We start from the raw sequence: 19,412 nt of genomic DNA on the forward strand, positions 1-19,412 counted from the left end.
GGCGGCGTTAATCCATCGACAGGACAATGTGTGCATTCCAGTGAATCGGGGGATACGAAAGGATGGCGGTCTCGTGGCGATTGCTGCGCTCACTGATTCGAGGCAGGACATAGCGAGTGGCCTCAAAACCGACCAGAACGGATACGGGGGCGCGCAGGGCTTCGACCGGCCTGGACTGTGCGTCGCCTCGCTCGACCCGGCCCTGACCGTCCGGCAGGCGAACGAGGAGTTCTTCCGCAGGTTCGGCGACGCCTCCGCCGAGGTCTACGGGCGCAGCTTCCGGGAGCTGGTCCACCCCAGCGTCCAGCAACCGCTGATGCGCCAGTTCTCGCGCCTGGTGGAGGGTAAGCGGCAGCGCTTCGTCTCCCACGTCGTGGCCGTGGGGCCGGAGGAGGCGTTCGCCGGGACGCTCACGGCCGCTGCCGTGAGCGGGGGGACGTCCGACCTGGCCGCGATCCTGGTTCTCATGCGCTCCTCGGACGCTTCCGAGGAGGACGCGGGCGTCGTGACCCACCAGAAGAAGATCCTCACCGAGATAGACGCGCGCATCCTGGAGGGCATAGCCGCCGGCATGTCCACGATCCCGCTCGCTTCCCGGCTCCACCTCAGCCGCCAGGGCGTGGAGTACCACGTGACGGGCCTGCTCAGGAAGCTCAGGGTGCCGAACAGGGCCGCCCTGGTGTCGCGCGCCTACTCCATGGGAGTCCTCAACGTCGGCACCTGGCCGCCGAAGGTGGTCGGGGACTTCATCAAGTAACGGCGCGGCACTCACGGACCGGCCGCCGACGGCTCCGTGGCTGTCATCCTCATGCGGAAACCCGGTGGCCCTCACGCGAGATGTGTGGGGGCCACCGGGTTTCCGCATGAGGGCTTCTTTGCTGTCGGGTCTTGGGTCGCCACCCTCGTGGGCCCGTTTTCACGTCCATGGCGCCCGTTTCCTGTGGTGTTCGAGGAGGATGAAGAGGCCCACGACGACTTCGGCCGCAGAAGCGAAAGTCTTTGCCGTGGAAACCCCCAGCCCCGATGCATTTCGTATCACGCAAGCGTGTCGTGCACGTTCTTCCCCTGCCTGAAGACCTGAGGATTAGTCCGGTAAGGGTTTTCTGTTCATTGCGGACCAGCGCAATCGGCACGAGAACACAACGATGTGAATGAGGCCGTGTGACTTCCGGTGCCTCGGCTGTGGTTTTGCTGCCCGATTCGACCGGCGCTCCGGGAGATCCCGGGAGATCAGCCCGTCTGCTTGAGCAGACCCGCCGCCACGAGTCCGGCCAGGCCCAGGTCCGCGTCGGTGTACTGGCCGCCGAGGAGATGGGCCACGTACTCCTCCCGCGGAAGGAGGAGGGGATCGACGAACTCCTCCGCGTCCGGTGTGGGTTCGCCGACCTTGCGGCAGTCGCGGGCCAGGACCGCGTACCGCACATGAGTGGCGAAGGACGCCAGATAGGTCTGCATGACGATCTCGGTGGAGCCGGTCTGGTATCCGGTCTCCTCCAGGAGCTCACGGGCGGCAGCAGCCATCACGTCCTCCTCGGGCTCGATGAGGCCACCGGGGAGCTCTGCCAGGACTCTGTCCGGACCGGGGCGGTACTGCCGTACGAGAATGCCGTGGCCGTCCTCGGTGAACGCCACCAGGGCCACCGCACGCGGGCCCTGCAGGACGTCCCAATCCGACTCCTTGCCGTCCGGCTGCACATAGGTGCGACAGCGCACGTCCAGGTAGCCGACGGGGCCGGGGCGTTCGCTCTTCAGGCGCCACGCCAGTGGATCGTGCTGTTCAGTCATGCGCCGACCCTATCCAACGGGTCGCGGAGGAGGGGCCTCTGACGTGCAGGGGTGCAGCGCCGTCGGCCGCGTACATCGACAGCGACAGCTGAAGCCTCCGGCTCCCCGTGCTCTGGGCCGCATCTCCAGCAAGCCGTTCCGCAGCAGCTCCAAGGCCGTGGGCTGCAGCGGCTCGGCCGGCCGCCGCGCCCGTGGCCATATGCCGTTCTGACCGTGGCGCCCCGGCCCACGACCGCGGCGGAAGTGGCGTTCCGTACCAGTGTCGGGAGGCCCCTTCGTCCTGCCCTAACGCTCCCCGCGCTACCAGGGAACGCCTCCGGCGAGGGCCCCGGGGGCCGCGCTGAACGGCATAGCCGTCATGGCGGGGATGGGGAGCAATAGGGATCGGACGGTCCGTCGGCCTGTACACCGAAGGCGCAATGCCTTGACGTGCCCCTGCTCCCCTTGAACGTCCTGGTGAGAAGTCTGGCCGCTGCTCTCGGCGTCGTTCTGCTGGGCGCGCTTGGCCCCGCCGCTGCGCAGGCCCGGCCCGCCGCGGCGGAAGCCGCGGTCACTGGCCTGCACGTCAGCAACGGCCGCCTGCTGGAGGCCAACGGCAACGACTTTGTCATGCGCGGCGTCAACCACGCGCACACCTGGTACCCCGGCGAGACGCAGTCGCTGGCCGACATCAAGGCCTTGGGTGCCAACGCCGTACGCGTCGTTCTCTCCGACGGGCACCGCTGGACGAGGAACGGCCCCGACGAAGTCGCGGGCATCGTCGACGACTGCAAGAGCAACCGGCTGATCTGCGTCCTGGAGGTGCACGACACCACCGGATACGGCGAGGACGCTGCGGCAGGCACCCTCGACCACGCCGCCGACTACTGGATCAGTCTCAGGGACGTAGTCGAGACCACAGCCGTCTCGTCCGCCACCACCAGTGCCACTGTGACGGGGCTTGCCGCGGACACCGTGTACACATTCGCGGTATACGCCCGTGACGCGGTCGGCAATCGCTCGGCCCGTTCCGCCACGGTGAACGTCACCACGGACAAGAGCGGGCCCACGCCGGGCGTGGGCTGCTCCGTCGGCTACCGGGTGGTCGGCGAATGGCCCGGCGGGTTCCAAGGTGAGATCACCATCCGTAACACCGGCACCACCGCCATCAACGGCTGGAACCTCGCCTTCGTCTTCGTCAACGGCCAGAAGCTCTCCAACGTATGGGGCGGGACCGCCACGCAGAGCGGCTCGACGGTCAGCGTCGCTCCCGCCGGATACACGGCTCGTCGGCCATTCTCTGGAGCAGCGGCTCTGCTGCCCTGCGATTCGCTGCCAGGTCGCCGCGCCGCATCGACCCCTCGTCCGCTCGCAAGGTTCTTCCAGAGGTCTTGGGGGCATGCAACCGCTGTTGGCTCGTCAGGGTGACGGCGATCACGGGTACCCACGGGGGAGAGCTGCGTAGGCTTGCGAAGTAGTCGTGGTGGATCCAGGGAGGGTGAGTGGGCCTCCTGTGTCCCCTGGCGAACTGTCAGAAAAGTCAGCAAGTGGTCAGCGTGAGTCCTGAAAAAACCTGGGGAACGTCGCTCGGACATGCGACGCGTTGTAGGATGAGGAAACAGCCCTTGACCTGCAAGTACGCAGGCAGGGAGCCTATCTCCAGGAGTGCCTCGATGATACGTACAATATTCAAGTCCAAGATCCACCGGGCCACCGTCACCCAGGCCGACCTGCACTACGTCGGATCCGTGACGATCGACGCCGACCTGATGGACGCCGCCGACCTGCTGCCCGGCGAGCTGGTCCATATCGTTGACATCGACAACGGCGCCCGCCTGGAGACGTACGTCATCGAGGGCGAGCGCGGCTCCGGTGTCATCGGGATCAACGGCGCCGCCGCACACCTCGTGCACCCCGGTGACCTGGTCATCCTGATCAGCTACGCGCAGGTCGAGGACGCCGAGGCCCGCGCGCTCACCCCGAGGGTCGTCCACGTCGACGCGGACAACCGGATCGTGGCGCTCGGCACCGACGCCTCGGCGCCGGTGCCCGGGACCTCTACCGAGCGGAGCCCGCAGGCGGTCGTCGCGGGCGGCTGAACCGGCCGCCCGTGGTGTGGGCGGGCGCCTCACTCCCAGCCCGTCTCGCTGTTCGGGACTCCCTCGCGGATGCACTCGATGGCCGCGCGGGCGTACGGAACGATCGGTTTTGGGAGGTCGTCCGGGTGTCACCAGGCCCAGCGGGCGCACCGGTCCGGCTCCAGGAGCTCAGGGGTGCCCCGCCAGGCGCGGGCCCGGAAGACGAGCTGCAGGCATGGCTGCGCATGCGGTGAGTCGGCGAGATGGACGGCGTGGGCGAACTCCACATCCGCCGGGTCGTTCAGCGCTGAGGCGTTCGCCGGCTCGATCGCGGTGGAGTCGTGGACATGGGCTCGGCTGGGGGCCCGGTCGTGCGGGGCAGCAGCTGCTCGGTCACGTGCCGACCGTAGCGCCGGCCGCGAGGCGGTTCGCGTGTTTCGGCCAGGGGGCGTCCCGGTGAGTGAACGGAGGGCCGGCCGTCCGTGCAGGCCGTGCGCACGTGTGGACTCGGCAGGCGCGGGCAGCCGCACGGGGAGACGGTGGAGGAAAGCTCCATCTGTCCGTTTCGTGTCGTTGTGGAGGATCGAAATGACCCACCCGTACCCCGACCCCGTACCGCCGTCGCCGACGCCTCCGCCCGTGCCGGGTCCGCCCACGCCCGTGCCGAGCCCGCCGCCCGTGCCGCCGGGGCCCGCCCCGATGCCGCCCGGCCCGGCCCCGGACCCGATCCCGCAGCCTCCGGCACCCGGCCCGGACCCCGTGCCGGCCCCGGAGCCACAGCCGGAGCCCGCCGGGTCGTAGGGGGCGTAAGGCGACGCAGGGACGTGCGCGGGTCGGCTGCCGGAGCCGCCCCGCGCACGATCTCCGCCCACGGCGGGCGGGGGACTCAGCCCAGTCCTGTCAGCGCGTCCGCGTGTGCCAGGCCGCTCTCCGCGGCGATCGCGTCCATCGTCTGGGCCTCCCGTACCGTTGCGAACTTCACCTCGCCCTCCGGCGCCGTCGAGCGGAAGCCGTACACCGCCGGGCGCGGCAGGCTGTTGTACGCCCAGGGGGTGGAGAAGTAGTACGCCCCGGTGTCGTAGAGGACGACGAAATCGCCTTCGGCCAGCTCCGGCAGCTTCCGGCCGTGCGCCACCACATCGCCCGCGAAGCAGCACGGCCCCGCGATGTCCTGCGCCAGTTCCGGTCCCTGCTTGGGTGAGCCGTCCTCGGTGAACGCCCCGACCCGAAGTGGCCAGGAGTCGGGCATGAAGACGGTACGGGTGGCGGTCTGCGCCCCCGCGTGGGTGAGCGCGATCCGGCGGTCGCCGGCGTCCTTCGTGTACTCCACCCGCGCCCCGATGAAGCCGTTCTTCGCGAGCAGCGACCGGCCGAACTCGGTGACCAGCGTGTACCGGCCGGAGAAGAGCGCGGGGGCGGCGGCCGTGAGGGCGTCCACGTACGCCGTGTAGGTGGGGTGCACGGTGTCGTCGCTGAAGTTGACCGGCAGCCCGCCGCCGATGTCCAGGCTGGTCACCTGCCGGGTGCCGAGGCGTTCGTTGATCTCCTCGGCCAGCTCGTAGGTCTGCGCCACGCCCGCCGCGATCAGCTCCAGCGGGCAGCCCTGGGAGCCGACATGGGCGTGCAGGCGGGTCAGCCACGGGCGCGCCTCGAAGGCCCGCACGACCTCCTCTCGGGCGCCCGGATCGCGTAGCGCCACCCCGAACTTCGAGGTGTCCGTCGCTGTGGACATCGGGCCGATCGCGCCGCCGCCCACCTGCGGATTGACCCGCAGCCCGAGGACGGAGGCGGAGTCCCGGTTGCGCAGTGCGTCGATGCGGCGGAGTTCGTCGATGCTGTCGGCGTTGACGGCCACCCCGAGGGCGAGCGCCAGCCGGATCTCCTCGCGGGTCTTGGCGGGGGAGTCCAGGACGATCGTCCCCGGAGCGAAACCGGCCTCGACGGCGAGCCGCAGCTCACCAGGGCTCGCCACCTCGCACCCCATCCCGCACTCGGCGAGCAGCCGCAGGACCGGGATGAGGGAGGAGGCCTTGGCCGCGAAGGTGTGCAGCACACCGGGGCTGTGGCCGAACGCCTCCCGCAGCTCGGTGACGGACGATCGCACCCCGTCCGTGTCGACGAACCCGGCCACCGGGCGGGACTCGCTCAGCAGCCCCTGCCCGACGGCCGCCCGGACGGCCGCGTCGAAGCGGACGGCGGGCCTGGCACGGGGTGGCGTAGGCGTCTGGGTCGTACGGCCGGAGTCGGTGATGGCTGCCCCCACGGGTCTTCGGCTCGTCGTCGGACAACTCTGGCGGACGGCTGCCGCTCAGGCGATGAGCCCGACCACCGCCTCCGGCGTCAGCATCCGGAACGTGAACGCCTGCTGGAACGTCGGGGACGGCTGCGGACATGCGCGGCACTCCAGGCATCGGGTGGATCGCGTGAGACCGCGGGTACAGGGCTCGCAGCCCACTAAGCCACGCCCCACGGGCGCCCGCACCCGGGGTGACCCGGCCGACTGACACCCGCCCCTGCCCCGGGCGCGTACGCCTCAGCCCGCCCCGACCTCGGACCGGTCCCCGCCCCACAGCGTGTGGAACGCCCCCTCCCGGTCCGTACGCCGGTAGGTGTGCGCCCCGAAGAAGTCCCGCTGCCCCTGCGTGAGCGCCGCGGGCAGCCGGTCCGCGCGCAACCCGTCGTAGTAGGACAGCGCGGCGGCGAAACCGGGCGTCGGCACGCCCTGGCGCGCCGCCTCCGCCACCACCGCCCGCCAGTCGTCCTGCGCGGCCCCGATCTCCCGGCCGAACTCCTCGTCCGACAGCAGGCTCACCAGCTCCGGCCGCGAGTCGTAGGCGGCCCGGATACGGTCCAGGAACGCGGCCCGGATGATGCACCCCGCCCGCCAGATCGCCGCCACGGACCCGAGGCCGATGTCCCAGCCGTACGCCTCGCCGCCGGCCCGGATCTGGTGGAAGCCCTGCGTGTACGAGACGACCTTCGATGCGTACAGAGCCTGCTCGACCCGGTCCGCGAACGCCGAGGCTTCCGCTCCCTCCAGCGGCTTCGCCTCCGGGCCCGGCAGCTCCCGCGACGCCTCGCGCAGGTCCACGTGGCCGGAGAGCGAGCGGGCGAAGACCGCCTCGGCGATCCCGGAGACGGGAACGCCCAGGTCGAGCGCGATCTGGACCGTCCAGCGCCCGGTGCCCTTCTGCTCCGCGCGGTCCTGCACGACGTCGACGAACGGCTTGCCGGTGGCCGCGTCCGTATGGGCGAGGACCTCGGCGGTGATCTCGATGAGGTAGGAGTCCAGCCGCCCGGTGTTCCAGCTCCGGAAGGTGTCGGCGATCTGCGCGGGGGAGTACCCGGCGATCCGGCGCAGCAGGTCGTACGCCTCGGCGATCAGCTGCATGTCCGCGTACTCGATGCCGTTGTGCACCATCTTCACGAAGTGCCCGGCCCCGTCGGGGCCGATGTGCGCGGTGCACGGGGTGCCGTCCTTCGCCTTGGCGGCGATCCTCTCCAGCATCGGGCCCAGCGACGCGTACGACGCGGCCGAGCCGCCCAGCATGATGCTCGGGCCGTGGAGCGCGCCCTCCTCCCCGCCGGAGACGCCCGCCCCGACGAAGTGGATCCCGCGTTCCCGCAACTCCTTCTCCCGGCGGCGGGTGTCCTCGAAGTGGGCGTTGCCACCGTCGATGATGACGTCGCCGTCCTCCAACAGCGGTGCGAACTGCTGGATCACCGCGTCCGTGGGATCCCCGGCCTTCACCATGATCACCAGTCGCCTGGGGCGTTCCAGCGCCGAGACGAACTCCCCGGGGGTGTGCGCGGCGACGAACGTGCCCTCGTCGCCGAACTCCTTCACCAGGGCGTCGGTCCGTGAGGCCGTGCGGTTGTGCAAGGCGACGGTGAAGCCGTTGCGGGCGAAGTTCCGTGCCAGGTTGCGGCCCATCACCGCGAGTCCGGTGACGCCGATCTGGGCAGTGCCGCTCATCTGTGTGCTCCTGCGATTCCGGGGGCGTTCGGTCAGAGGAGTACGGGACGGGGGACGGCGGCGTTCACGCGCCTTCGGCGGAGCCGTCGACGGGGGAGCTGACAACAGAAGAGCCGTCCTCGGCACCCCGGTCCTCGCCGGCACCGTGGAGGAGCGCGCCGTCGGGCAGCGAACCGTCCAGAAGGCTCTCGTCGTCCCCGTCCTCGGGGATCACGTGCATCGCGGCTTCCTCGGCCGACGCCGCCGCGCCGTCGATGCCCACATCGCTGGCGGTGAGCGTGGCCGGGACACTGCCGTCCGCCTGCTGGGTCAGCCGCCCGGCACGGGCGACGCCGACCTTGCCGTCCCAGAGCTCGCCGTCCCCGCCCGCCAGGTCTCCCACGCCGTCGCCGGTGAAACCGGGCGTCTCGGGAAGTTCCCTGGTCAGCCGGGCTTCGAGCGACTCACCCGTGAGGCTCTCGGCAGCCGTGGTGCCGAGGCCTTCGACCACCCAGGGGCGGTCCGGCGGTGAATAGCCCTCGTCAAGCGGATCGCCGGTGCCGGAGGGGTCCAGCAGCGTGTCCTCGGCGCCGAGCTGTTCATCCGGATCGGAAGCTTCCTGCTCCTGGGGCTGGTAGACGTCGTCCCCCCAGTCGGTGTCGCTCATGGCGCGTCCTTTCCTCGGGAGAACCACTGTCCCCTGTACGCAATTCCACTCCGGTCCCGCTCCGGCCGCAAAGGGAAGATCGGATTCCGGCGCTCCGCCGTGGTGCGCCGAAAGGGTCCGTGCAGAGGTCACGGCCTTGCCGTACGGGGACGGGGGCCGGAACACAGCGCCTCCGGCAGGAACCTCCGTGCGCCCCGTCCGGAACGGCGCCGCGACGGCCCTGACGTGCTCCTGCCTGCTCCGGACGGGCCGGGGCACGCCGGGTCGGACGTACACTCGGCTCATGAGTCGTAGCGCCGAACTGGGGAAGTGCCCGTACCGGGCCCTCTCCGCGCTGCCCCCGGTCGCGGTCCCCGGCGCCGCACCGGCACCCGCCGACGCGGCGCCCGGATCGGGCCGTACCGCGCTGCACGGCCACGGCTAGCGGTCTTCGGCGTCCGCAGGCCCGGGCGGGGACGCCCCGGTCCGCCGCCCCTCCCATGAACGACTCCGGCCTCTCCGCGCCGGAGGGAGCCGCCGCCCCCGGCGCACGCCGGACCCGCGCCTCGGCCACCTGCTCCCCAGCACCACGACGTACGAGTGACGGCACCCACCACGACTGATTCACGTCACGCGACACCCACCACGTCACGCAACACCCATCACGCAACACGCAACACGCAACACGCGGACACGGCGCACCTGCCCGTGCCGCTGCCCGGCGACGGCCGCAGAGACGGGCCGAGCCGCACTCGAAGGGACCATCGTGAAGCTGAGCGACCTACTGGCCGGGCAGGACCACCACGTGCTGCAAGGAAGCCCCGAGCGCACCAGGATCACGGCCGGCACGACGTTCGACGCGGACCGGGTCACCCCCGGCTCCGTCTTCGTCGCGGTACCCGACCATGCGGCCGGCGGTCCGGACGCCGTCGCACCGGCCGTCGCCCGTGGCGCGGCAGCCGTCGTCGTCGACGCCCAGGCACCAACTCTCCCCGCGGCGGCGGGCGACGTGTGCGCGATCCGGGTGCCGGACGCGCGCAAGGCCGCGGCCGTCATCGCCTCGCGCTACTTCGGTGAGCCGGGCCGTGCGATGGACCTGATCGCGATCACCGGCACCAACGGCAAGACCTCCGTCTCGTACATGGTCGAGTCGGTGCTGCGGCTCGCCGAGGGCGCCCGGGTCGGGGTGATCGGCACGGCGGGGAGCCGGATCGGGGACGAACCGATCCCGATGCCGCCCTCGGCGCTCTCCACCCCGGAAGCGCCCGACCTCCAGTACCTGCTGAGCCGCATGCGCGACAGCGCGGCCGGCAGCGTCGTCCTGGAGGCCACCTCAATGGGCCTGCTGACCCACCGTCTGGACCGGACCTTCATCGACGTGGGCGTCTTCACGAACCTGTCGCAGGACCACCTCGACGACCACGGCACCATGGAGCACTACCGGGACGCCAAACTCCGCCTCTTCCAGGGGCTGTGCCGGCGCGCGGTCATCAACGCGGACGACCCGGTCGGCGCGGGCATCCGGGAGCTGATGCCCGACGCGGTGACCACGTACGCCCTGGACGGCCCGGCGGACTACCGCGCCACCGACCTGGCCGTGGACGCCTCGGGGACCCGGTTCACCCTGCACCACGACGGCCGGAAGTACCCGGCGGCGATCCCGTCCCCGGGCCGGTTCTCGGTCTCCAACGCCCTGGCGACCGTGGCCGCCTGCCATCTGCTCGGCCACAGCCTGGCCGGACTCGTCGACGCGCTGGAGCGCATGCCGCAGATCCCCGGCCGCTTCGAGCGCCTCCACACCCCCGAGGGCACCTCGGTGATCGTGGACTACGCCCACTCTCCGGACTCCCTCAACAAGGTCCTGTCCACGATCCGCGGCTTCGCCAAGGGCCGGGTCATCACCGTCTTCGGTTGCGGCGGCGACCGCGACACCACCAAGCGCGCCGAGATGGGCACCATCGCCGGCACCCACTCCGACCTGTGCGTCCTCACCTCGGACAATCCCCGGTACGAGGACCCCGAGGTGATCCTCGACCAGATCGTGCCGGGCATCGCGGCGACCGGAACGCCGTTCGAACGGTTCACCGACCGCCGTGCGGCCATCGCCTCCGCCCTCGCCTCGGCGGGACCGGCTGACATCGTGCTCATCGCGGGCAAGGGCAGTGAGCCCCACCAGATCGTCGGTGACGAGCTGCTGCCCTTCAGCGACATGGCGACGGTGCGCGAACTGATCGGTCAGTAGGCAGCAGTCCGCCGTCCCCGGGAGCCCGCCTCGCCGGCATCGCCCACCGCGCTGACCTGCGAAAAGGTGTTGGCGCGACGGGCGGACCGGCTGACATCCTGGCAACCGCACGCCCGAACGCCGGGCGGTCGGGCGGAGCAGGGCGGGGGAGCGGCAGCCGTGGACGTGTTCACCACGAAGGCGGGGCAGGTACGGGGGCGGCGCTCCGGGCGGAATCCGGGGATCATCGCCGTACTCGGACTTCCGTACGCGGCACCGCCGTTCGGCGCAGACCGGTTCCGGGCGCCGCGTCCGGCACAGCCCTGGGACGGCGTACGGGAGTGCACCGCGTTCGGCCCCGTGGCGCCCCAGTCCGCCGAACTGCCCGGCTCCCCGGCCTGGTCGCCCGGGGACGAGGACATCCTCACACTGAACATCTGGGCACCGGCGGACGGGCCCGGGGGCCTGCCCGTGCTCGTCTGGATCCACGGTGGCGCGTACGTCTTCGGCTCCTCCGCCCAGCCCGACTTCGACGGCACCGCCCTCGCCGCCCGGGGGCTCGTCGTCGTCACGCTCAACCACCGCCTGGGCTTCGAGGGGTTCGGCCACGTTCCCGCGGACGGCGAGGGGGCCGTCTGCCCCGACAACCGGGGGCTGCTCGACCAGATCGCCGCCCTGGGATGGGTACGGGACAACATCGCCGCCTTCGGTGGCTCACCCGGGCGCGTCACCCTGGCCGGACAGTCATCGGGGGCCACCTCCGTGGCCTGCCTGATGGCGACCACCCGGGCGCGCGGCTTGTTCCGCCGTGCCATCCTGCACAGCGCCGTCAACGCCTGCGCCACGGCCGACCGGGCGGCCCGCACCACCGCCGAGGTCGCGGCGGCGGCCGGGGTGCCCGCCACCCGCGCGGGGCTGCTCGCCGCGTCACCGCAGACGCTGGTGAGCGCCTCGGACCGGGTCGTCGACCGGTACCGGCAGGACCCCGGCTCCGGGCAGCGCCACTACGATCCGGCGATCTACGGGCCCGTCGCCGACGGGGACCTGCTGCCCTGCGACCCGCTGGAGGCATGGACCGCCGGAGCCGGCGCGGAGGTGGAGCTGCTGGTCTGCCACACGACCGAGGAGTTCTGGCTCCTGGACGCCGTGGGCAGCAGCGCCCCGGTCACCACGGAACGGCAACTCGCCACCTTCGCTGCGGACTTCGGCCTGCCGCCCCACCTCGCCGATGGCTACCGCGACCGTATGCCGGACGCGTCCGTGCTCGATGTCCATCTGGCCCTGTACGGAGACCTCCTCTTCGCCGAATACAGCAGCCGGCTCGCCGAGGCACACGCCCGGTCAGGCGGGCGGACCTTCCTCTCCCGCTTCGACCGCCGGTGCGGCGGGCATGGCGGACGGGTCCGGGCCTGGCACTGTGCGGACATCCCCTTCGCCTTCGGGAACCTTAACGAGGAGAGTCTGCACTTCCTGACCGGCGGCCCGCCCGGCCCGGCCGACCACGAGCTGTCGCACCGCATGGCCGGTGCCTGGGTCGCGTTCGCCGCCCACGGGGACCCCGGCTGGGCCCCTCTGGGCGGCAGCGGAGAAGGGAGTGCGGTGCGGGTGTGGCGTACGGCCGGGGAGGAAGCCCGGCAGACCGACGCGTTCCGTGGTCTGTGGGAAGCGGCGGGACTGCCCCTGCTGGAACCCTGACACGGCTCAGTACGGCGGCAGCCGCAGCGACCCCGTCCCGTCCCGCACGTCGCGCACGAGGCGGATCCTCCCCACCGGGTTGCCGCGCTCGTCCGTGGTCACCAGGACCGCGTCGTCGCTGTTGACGCAGCTCCCCCGCTCGCTCGGCTCGGGGCAGAACAGCAGATAGCCGGTCTGCCGGTCGACCCGGCCCGGCTCCAGGCGCCACACCCACTGGTAGCCGCTCATGACCACGTTCGGGTACGTGGCGCGCAGCTCCTCCCGCACGGCGTCCTGGACCGTCTTGCCGAACGCCTGCCTCTCCTTGAACGGCCGCACCACCCGGGCGCTGCCCGCCGTGTCCACCTGGCCGGCCCCTATGTCGAAACTCGCCGAATGGTAGGCGTGCTCGGTGAGCGAGGCGAGCAGGTCGCTGCGGGTCAGGCGCATCATGGTGGGCCAGGAGTCCTTGCCCCGGTCGCGCTTCCCGGCGACGGCGGGCGAGACCACGTTCACGTACGAGGCCTTCGCCTTCGCGAGCGGGCTGTCGGCTCCGCTTGCCGTGACCCAGCGCTGGACGCAGCCCCCGATGTCGGCGAGCACCCGCTGCACGGTGGCGTTGGTCAGTTCGGCCACCACATACGGTGGAGTGCCGGTGGGGCCGAGGGCGATGACCTGGTAGCCGCACGCGTCGAACGCGTCCCGCAGGGTGCGGAACGCGGCGGCGTCCGCCCGTCCGCGCGCCACCGCTTCCTTCAGGACCCCGGCGCACTCCTTGCTGTCGCAGGTGCCCTTGTCCGCGTTGATGCGCAGCCGGACCACGGCGTCCCGGTCGTCGGCCACCGCGAAGGTGACCTCGGAGCCTCCGGCGCCCGGGAAGAGCGTGCGTGCCCCGATCGCCTTGATCTGCCCGGGGAAGTGCTCGTCGGCCAGTTGCTCCGCCGCCCGGCGGTCCTCCTTGGTGGTGACCACGCCGCAGGCGCCGGTCAGTGCGACCAGCGACCCTGCCAGTACGCAGGTGACGGCGGCTCTCCACTGTCTGCGGCGTGATCCGGCCATGGTCGGCTCCTCGGGGTGGTGCTGCCCTGTGTTCCTGTGACAGTAGGACCGGACTTCGCGGACCGGATGAGTACGCCTACTCAAACCCGGTGCGGGGCGCCTTCGCGGCTCGGGCCGGACGGTCTCCGCAGCACCCCTCCGGACCCGCTCCCGTCATTGGCATGGACCTGACTATCGAACTCCGCTACAGTCCGGGACGACGCATCTGAGAGCGCTCTCAAGGTCTCGATCCGGATGTGCGCCCGGATGCCTCCCGTTCCACCCCCCACGTCGCTGGAACAACAGGAAGGGTCACTCCCTTGAGACACGCAACCGTCCTGCGGACCGGTCTGTCCGCGCTCCTGGTCCTCGGTGCCTGGACCGCCGTCGGCCCGTCGACCGCGTCCGCCGCCCCCGCCGACTCCGCGGAGCTCCCCGCCTCCGCCGCCCTGCTCTCCGCCATGCAGCGTGACCTCGGCCTGACCGAGAGCCAGGCCCGTACGCGGCTGGCGCAGGAGAAGGCGGCGACGGCCCTGGAACCGAAGGCGCAGCGCGCCGCGGGCTCCGCCTACGGCGGGTCGTGGTTCGACCCCGCGACAGGCAAGCTCACCGTGGCGGTCACGGACGCCGGCAAGGCCGGTGCCGTACGGGCCGCCGGCGCGCAGACCCGGGTCGTCGAGCACTCGGCCGCCCAGCTCGACGCCACCATGAAACGCATCGACGCCCTGAGCGCGCCGGACGGTGTGGCCAGTTGGCGCGTCGACCCCGCGACCAGCCGTGTCGTCGTGAACGTCGTCGACTCGGCGCAGGGTGACAACGATGTCCGCGCCTTCGTCGCCAAGGCCCGCAAGGCCGGGCCCGTCACGGTCGAGCGGACGGCCGAGGCCCCGCAGACCTTCGCCGCCGGCACCGTGGGCGGCGACCCGTACTACACCGGCAACGTGCGCTGCTCGATCGGCTTCTCGGTCCACGGCGGCTTCGTCACCGCCGGGCACTGCGGGGGCACCGGGCAGCAGGTCCGCGGCTGGGACAACTCCTACATCGGCAACTTCCAGGGCTCGTCCTTCCCCGGCAACGACTACGCCTGGGTCAACGTCGGCAGCGGCTGGTGGACCGTCCCCGTCGTCCTCGGCTGGGGCACGGTCCCGGACCAGCTGGTCCGCGGCTCGAACGAGGCCCCGATCGGCGCCTCGATCTGCCGCTCCGGCTCCACCACCCGCTGGCACTGCGGCCGTGTCCTCGCCAAGAACGAGACCGTGAACTACAGCCAGGGTGCCGTGCACCAGATGACCAAGACCAGCGTCTGCGCCCAGGGTGGCGACTCCGGCGGCTCGTTCATCAGCGGTGACCAGGCCCAGGGCGTCACCTCGGGCGGCTGGGGCAACTGCTCCAGCGGTGGTGAGACCTGGTACCAGCCGATCAACGAGATCCTCAACCGGTACGGGCTGAGGCTGCACACCGCGTGATCCCAGGGAGTCGGCCGCCCGGCTCCCGTGGATGAGGTGAACGCGTACGACAGGCATCGGAGCGGCCCCGCCCACGGGCGGGGCCGCTTCCGTATGCCGGTGCCCGCCCGTCCGCATGCCCGCCTCGCCTCCGCCTCCCGGGCCATTCGGTATCCGCCGTCGCACTGGCCCGTTACCTCCACGCCCGTCGCGCGGCGCATCGTTTCACCAGCTACTGACACCCTCTCAGCCTCGACGCAACACCGACACCGCCCTGGAGAGCGCTCTCCCAGGAGACATCCGCCGGTACACGAGCGAGTACGCCCTGCGCCACGCGGCGGCCCGCACCACCATCGAGATGGGCCGGCTCGGCCCGGACGCGGTCACCGTCGGCGCCGCCACGCTCCCGCTCGCCGATTTCCTGACCCGCGGCGGGAGCCGCCCGGGAGTCCCGCCTCCGTGAGCAGGCCGGGCAACGGGTCCTCGGCGTGCGTGGAGACGATGAGCGCCCCGTCTGTGCTGCCCTGCCGCAGATACGTCACCACCTCGTCGCGGGTCCGTGAGCTCTCCGCGAGCATCAGCACCGGATGCATCCCCCGAGGCCGCAGGTAGTTGACCGCCCTGCCGAAGGACAGGGCGGCGAAGGCCTGCGCGGTGAAGGAGCGGTCGTCCCCGGCCGCCCGTGGGCCCGGCCCCTGTCGGGTGCGACCCCTACTCGACGCCCGCCCCCGACGCCACCAGCACCACGGAGTCCGCCCGCCGCGTCATCAGGGAGCGGGCCGCCCGGTTCGGCGCGTAGCCCGTGACGGAGACCGCCTGCCGTACCACCACCTCCTGGATCGCCGGATCGACGTTGCGCACGCCGTTGGTGACCCGGGAGACGGGTGGTTGCGCGAGACACCGGCAGCCCGCGCCACGTCCTGCGGGGTCGGTGCTCCGGCCGACCGCAGATCATCCGTCATGAGCGTCCTGATAGCACCCGTGGAGAGCGCTCTCCATCCGCAACCGCCCGCGCTTTCCGGCCCCTTGCGCAAGGAGCGGATGTGGGCGCCCTGTTGGGCCCAGGGGCGGAATCCGGCCACAGACCCGGCCAAGGCGGCCGACTATCACGTTTCCCTTGTGATCAGTCTTCGCGCCGCCCTACGTTTGCCGCTTGCGACGTGTCCCAACGCCAGTGGGGGAGCTCAGTCATGGCCGCAAACGGTCGGCACCGCAGATACCAGCCCAGCCGGATCAACCGTGCCTCGCTCACGGTCACCGCGGGCGGTGCGGGCATAGCACTCCCGCTCATCACCGCGGCCTCGGCGGGAGCCGCCTCGGGGGAGGTCTGGGAGAAGGTCGCCGCCTGTGAGTCGAGCGGCAACTGGGCCATCAACACGGGCAACGGCTATTACGGCGGGCTGCAGTTCAGCGGTCCGACCTGGGCGGCCTTCGGCGGCACTCGGCACGCGCCGCGCGCCGACCTCGCCACCCGGGACCAGCAGGTCGACATCGCCGAGCGGGTGCTCGACGGCCAGGGGCCCGGAGCCTGGCCGGCCTGCTCCGTGAAGGCGGGCCTCACCCGGGGCGGGGACGCACCCGACACCACCCCACAGAGCGCGGGTACCCGGCCCGTCCAGGCCGCGGCGCCGCAGAGCGCCCCGCCCCGGAAGCCGAGGACGACGCCCGCCGCGGCGACACCGACGCACATACCGGGCAAGCGCGACGCCTACACCGTCGCGAGCGGCGACTCGCTCTCCGGTATCGCCGACGCCCAGCGGGTCCGCGGCGGCTGGCAGAAGCTCTACGCGGCCAACCGCACAATCGTGGGCGACAACCCCGACCTGATCTTCCCCGGCCAGCGGCTGAGCCTCACCCCGCGCGGCGGGGACGGGGTGAGTGCCCGGAAGCCCGCACCGGCGCCCGAGCCGCAGAAGCGGCAGGCGGCGCCCACGCCTGCCGAGCAGCAGGCCGCGGGGCCCCGGGCCGATGAGGCGAAGAAGGCCGAGCAGCGGGCGGCCGCGTCGAAGGCCGAAGAGAAGCGGGCCGATCAGAGGAAGGCCGAGCAGGAGCGGGCGGAGCAGAAGCGGGCCGAAGAGAAGCGGGCCGAAGAGAAGCGGGCCGAGCAGAAGCAGGCCGCGCCCAAGCCGCAGAAGCAGGCGCCGGCGGAACGCGCCGTGCAGCGCTCCGGCATGAGCGCCCCCGTCGCCGCCCCCACCGGAACCGCCTACCGCCAGGCCGGCTCCTGGTCCAGCGGCTACCACACGGGCGTCGACTTCCCCGTACCCACCGGGACCTCCGTGAAGGCCGTGGCCCCGGGCCGGGTCGTCTCCTCCGGCTGGGCGGGGGCGTACGGCTACGAGGTGGTCATCCGCCACGAGGACGGCAAGTACAGCCAGTACGCCCACCTCTCCGCCCTCCATGTGAGGGAGGGGCAGTCGGTCTCCGGAGGGCAGCGGCTCGCCCGGTCCGGCTCCACCGGCAACAGCACCGGCCCGCACCTGCACTTCGAGGTGCGCCTCGGCCCCGGCTACGGGTCGGACATCGACCCGCTGGCCTACCTCAGGGCGGGCGGCGTCAGCGTCTGAACCGTCCGCTCCGGGCGCGGGGCGGCGGACGGCTCACCGCGCCGGTCGTGCCCCGCCGGGCGCGGACCACCGAACTCCACACGCGGAACCGCACCGCCGGGCCGGAGGGACAGCGGCGGAACGTACGTCGACCCGACGGCGACCGGTGCCTCCTCGGGCCGCACCTTCGCGCTCTCCGCACCGCCGCCTTCCGGCTCCGCCTCCTGCGCGCCGTGCGGCCTCAGGCGCCCCTGCCCGGCCTGCTCCGCGCTCAGCCGCTCCTTCGTGAGCAGGACCAGGCCGCCCGCCGCCAGGGCCCCGCAGGAGAGCGCGAGGACCGTGCCCGCGGCGCCCTGGCGGAAGTGCTCGCCGAACAGCGTGATCCCGATCGCGGCTGCCACGACGGGGTTGACCACCGTCACCGTCGCCAGCGGAGCGGCGAGTCCCGCGCCCCGGTACGCCGCCTGGGAGAGCAGCAGGCCCGCCGCCGCGAGCCCGGCGATCACCAGCAGCGTCGGGAGCCCCGAGCGCACCGAGCCGGACGTCCACTCCATGGCCACCGTCTTGGTGAAGACCGAGGCCATACCGAACGCCCCACCGGCCGCCGTGGCCAGCACCGCGCTCCGCAGCACCGGCCGACGCAGCGCCCGGGCGAGCAGCATGAGCGCGCCCACCACCCCGAAGGTCACCGTGGCCAGGGCCAGCTGCTCGGGTCCGCGCAGGGTGTGCGGTTCGGCGTCGCCCGTGAGGGCCAGCAGCCCGACGAGACCGGCCGTGGCCATGAGCGCACCGCGCCAGGCTCTCGCCCCGGCCCTGCGGCCGACGAAGAGGGCCGCCATCGGCAGGGCGAAGACGATGGTCAGCGCACCGAGCGGCTGGACCAGGCTGAGGGGCCCGTAGGCGAGGGCCACCACGTGCAGGACCGCGCCGACGCCGTTGAGCAGCACGGCCACCCACCAGACCGCGTTGCGCACCAGGGCCTGTGGGGAGTTGTCGCCGCGCGCGGCCACCCGCTCCTGGACGATCGCCCCGGCCGCGTAGGCGACCGCGGAGACCAGTGACAGCAGCACAGACAGCGCGAGGGAGCTCATGTACACCACGATGTCCCGTCCGGGGCGCCACGTCGTCGTCCTTGAGACGTCACTTCCGCGTACTGCCCCAGTAGTACGGACGGAGGGCCGAGGTCCTCCCCTCGACGGTAGCCCTGCCGGGCCCGGCCGTCAGAAGTTGTGCCCCGGCGGATACGGTGAGCCGCGCGGACGGCACACGCCGTCGCCGGACGCGGGCGCGCTCCGGCGCCGACCCGGGGATCGTGGCGAGTGAGGAGCGGGGCATGGACCTGGAGCGGACGGCCTCGGTGGGCGGCTTCTTCGCGCTGCGGACCGAGCCGGTCCCCGGCGGCTCCCACCGGCCGCTGGCGAAGCTGTACGCGGGCGGGACGGCGCCCCTGACCGCTCGGGTCGACAAGGTCGCGGCGCGGCTGGGTGCCCCCGAGCGCCGGGTCGCAGCCTCCATCGCCCATCTCGGCCTCGCCGCCCGGCTCTGGTCGATCGCGCTGGGCCCGGCCGCCCTCTTCGGGCGCTTCCCCGCCCTCGTACCGGAGACCCTGCACTGGGACCCGCTCCACGCCTCGCCGGACGATCTGTGGCTCGCGGATCCCGAGGAGCTGCCGGGGTCTGCCGACCGGATCCGCGAGCAGGTCCAGTACGGGCATCTGGTGCCGCTGGCCGAGGCCGTCCGGCGCGACGGGAACATCTCCCCGCAGCTGCTGTGGGGCAACGCCGGGTCCGCGCTCGCCGGGGCCGTACGCGAGCTGCTCACCTGGTCGCGCGGGCAGGACCGCCCGGAAGTCGCGCAGCGGGCCCGGGCCCTGGCGGCCGAGCTGTTCGACCACCCCGACCTGCGCTCCACCGGCTCCCCGCACGGACCGGCGTTCCGGCGGCGGAGCTGCTGTCTGTACTGGCGTTGTCCGGGCGGCGGACTCTGCGGCGACTGCGTCTTCGACCGTGCGCCGGGGCCGTCCGGGGCGGCCCGGTAGTCGCGGC

Annotated in this window: 15 protein-coding genes and 3 pseudogenes; 11 read left to right on the forward strand and 7 right to left on the reverse strand. The window is 72.2% G+C overall.

Annotated features, from left to right (window positions below; all coding sequences use genetic code 11):
• Positions 1–109: 109 nt before the first annotated feature.
• Complete coding sequence (locus tag AMK21_RS09735) at positions 110–757, forward strand: helix-turn-helix transcriptional regulator (RefSeq protein WP_234421895.1); 648 nt, start codon at positions 110–112, stop codon at positions 755–757.
• Positions 758–1,230: 473 nt separating this feature from the next.
• Here the strand turns inward: AMK21_RS09735 and AMK21_RS09740 are convergent, their stop codons facing one another.
• Positions 1,231–1,785, reverse strand: a complete 555-nt coding sequence (locus tag AMK21_RS09740; RefSeq protein WP_073876251.1) for an NUDIX hydrolase — start codon at positions 1,783–1,785, stop codon at positions 1,231–1,233.
• A 100-nt stretch (positions 1,786–1,885) separates the two neighbouring features.
• Here AMK21_RS09740 and AMK21_RS35880 point away from each other — a divergent pair.
• The 3 genes and pseudogenes from AMK21_RS35880 to panD all read left to right on the forward strand — a co-directional run.
• A pseudogene (locus AMK21_RS35880) lies at positions 1,886–1,996 on the forward strand (DUF6411 family protein); the annotation flags it as partial.
• A gap of 218 nt (positions 1,997–2,214) precedes the next feature.
• Positions 2,215–3,192: a cellulose binding domain-containing protein gene (locus AMK21_RS09745; protein ID WP_073876253.1), complete on the forward strand. Its 978-nt coding sequence runs from the start codon at positions 2,215–2,217 to the stop codon at positions 3,190–3,192.
• 245 nt (positions 3,193–3,437) lie between these two features.
• A complete protein-coding gene (panD, locus tag AMK21_RS09750; protein ID WP_073876255.1) occupies positions 3,438–3,863 on the forward strand; it encodes an aspartate 1-decarboxylase in 426 nt (141 codons plus the stop codon).
• A gap of 865 nt (positions 3,864–4,728) precedes the next feature.
• Here panD and AMK21_RS09760 read toward each other — a convergent pair.
• The 3 genes from AMK21_RS09760 to AMK21_RS09770 all read right to left on the reverse strand — a co-directional run bounded on the left by AMK21_RS09760 (position 4,729) and on the right by AMK21_RS09770 (position 8,464).
• Positions 4,729–6,105: a diaminopimelate decarboxylase gene (locus tag AMK21_RS09760; RefSeq protein WP_073876259.1), complete on the reverse strand. Its 1,377-nt coding sequence runs from the start codon at positions 6,103–6,105 to the stop codon at positions 4,729–4,731.
• A 270-nt stretch (positions 6,106–6,375) separates the two neighbouring features.
• The gene (gene gndA, locus AMK21_RS09765; protein WP_073876261.1) at positions 6,376–7,818 is read right to left on the reverse strand and encodes an NADP-dependent phosphogluconate dehydrogenase; all 1,443 of its coding nucleotides are present in this window, start codon (positions 7,816–7,818) and stop codon (positions 6,376–6,378) included.
• A 64-nt stretch (positions 7,819–7,882) separates the two neighbouring features.
• Positions 7,883–8,464 (reverse strand): DUF5709 domain-containing protein, encoded by a 582-nt coding sequence (locus AMK21_RS09770; RefSeq protein ID WP_073876263.1) that lies wholly within the window; start codon positions 8,462–8,464, stop codon positions 7,883–7,885.
• Positions 8,465–8,747: 283 nt separating this feature from the next.
• Here AMK21_RS09770 and AMK21_RS35060 point away from each other — a divergent pair, with 283 nt between their 5' ends.
• The 3 genes from AMK21_RS35060 (at position 8,748) to AMK21_RS09785 (ending at position 12,359) form a co-directional block, all read left to right on the forward strand.
• Positions 8,748–8,888 carry a hypothetical protein gene (locus tag AMK21_RS35060; RefSeq protein ID WP_158070710.1) on the forward strand — a complete coding sequence of 47 codons (141 nt, stop codon included), beginning with the start codon at positions 8,748–8,750 and terminating at the stop codon, positions 8,886–8,888.
• 321 nt (positions 8,889–9,209) lie between these two features.
• Complete coding sequence (locus tag AMK21_RS09780) at positions 9,210–10,685, forward strand: UDP-N-acetylmuramoyl-L-alanyl-D-glutamate--2,6-diaminopimelate ligase (RefSeq protein ID WP_073876267.1); 1,476 nt, start codon at positions 9,210–9,212, stop codon at positions 10,683–10,685.
• 159 nt (positions 10,686–10,844) lie between these two features.
• Positions 10,845–12,359, forward strand: coding sequence for a carboxylesterase/lipase family protein (locus tag AMK21_RS09785; RefSeq protein ID WP_073876269.1), 1,515 nt, complete (start codon positions 10,845–10,847; stop codon positions 12,357–12,359).
• A 6-nt stretch (positions 12,360–12,365) separates the two neighbouring features.
• Here the strand turns inward: AMK21_RS09785 and AMK21_RS09790 are convergent, their stop codons facing one another.
• Entirely contained in the window at positions 12,366–13,397 is a 1,032-nt protein-coding gene (locus AMK21_RS09790) for an SCO7460 family lipoprotein (protein ID WP_073876270.1), read from the reverse strand.
• Positions 13,398–13,696: 299 nt separating this feature from the next.
• Between AMK21_RS09790 and AMK21_RS09795 the strand changes: the two genes are divergently transcribed.
• Complete coding sequence (locus AMK21_RS09795) at positions 13,697–14,842, forward strand: S1 family peptidase (RefSeq protein ID WP_073876271.1); 1,146 nt, start codon at positions 13,697–13,699, stop codon at positions 14,840–14,842.
• 274 nt (positions 14,843–15,116) lie between these two features.
• A pseudogene (locus AMK21_RS35885) lies at positions 15,117–15,284 on the forward strand (sugar kinase); the annotation flags it as partial.
• Here AMK21_RS35885 and AMK21_RS09805 read toward each other — a convergent pair.
• Positions 15,268–15,783 (reverse strand): annotated as a pseudogene (locus AMK21_RS09805) (LacI family DNA-binding transcriptional regulator); the annotation flags it as partial. The pseudogenes AMK21_RS35885 and AMK21_RS09805 sit on opposite strands and share 17 nt — an antisense overlap.
• Before the next feature lie 228 nt (positions 15,784–16,011).
• Here AMK21_RS09805 and AMK21_RS09810 point away from each other — a divergent pair.
• Positions 16,012–17,388 carry a transglycosylase family protein gene (locus AMK21_RS09810; RefSeq protein ID WP_073876272.1) on the forward strand — a complete coding sequence of 459 codons (1,377 nt, stop codon included), beginning with the start codon at positions 16,012–16,014 and terminating at the stop codon, positions 17,386–17,388.
• Here AMK21_RS09810 and AMK21_RS09815 read toward each other — a convergent pair.
• On the reverse strand, positions 17,358–18,458 hold the full coding sequence (locus tag AMK21_RS09815) for a DMT family transporter (protein ID WP_073876774.1): 1,101 nt from the start codon (positions 18,456–18,458) through the stop codon (positions 17,358–17,360). The two genes, AMK21_RS09810 and AMK21_RS09815, sit on opposite strands and share 31 nt — an antisense overlap.
• 242 nt (positions 18,459–18,700) lie before the next feature.
• Between AMK21_RS09815 and AMK21_RS09820 the strand changes: the two genes are divergently transcribed.
• Entirely contained in the window at positions 18,701–19,405 is a 705-nt protein-coding gene (locus tag AMK21_RS09820; protein ID WP_073876274.1) for a (2Fe-2S)-binding protein, read from the forward strand.
• The last annotated feature ends 7 nt before the right edge of the window (positions 19,406–19,412 follow it).

The organism is Streptomyces sp. CB00316 (genome assembly GCF_001905595.1).
Taxonomy (GTDB): Bacteria; Actinomycetota; Actinomycetes; order Streptomycetales; family Streptomycetaceae; genus Streptomyces.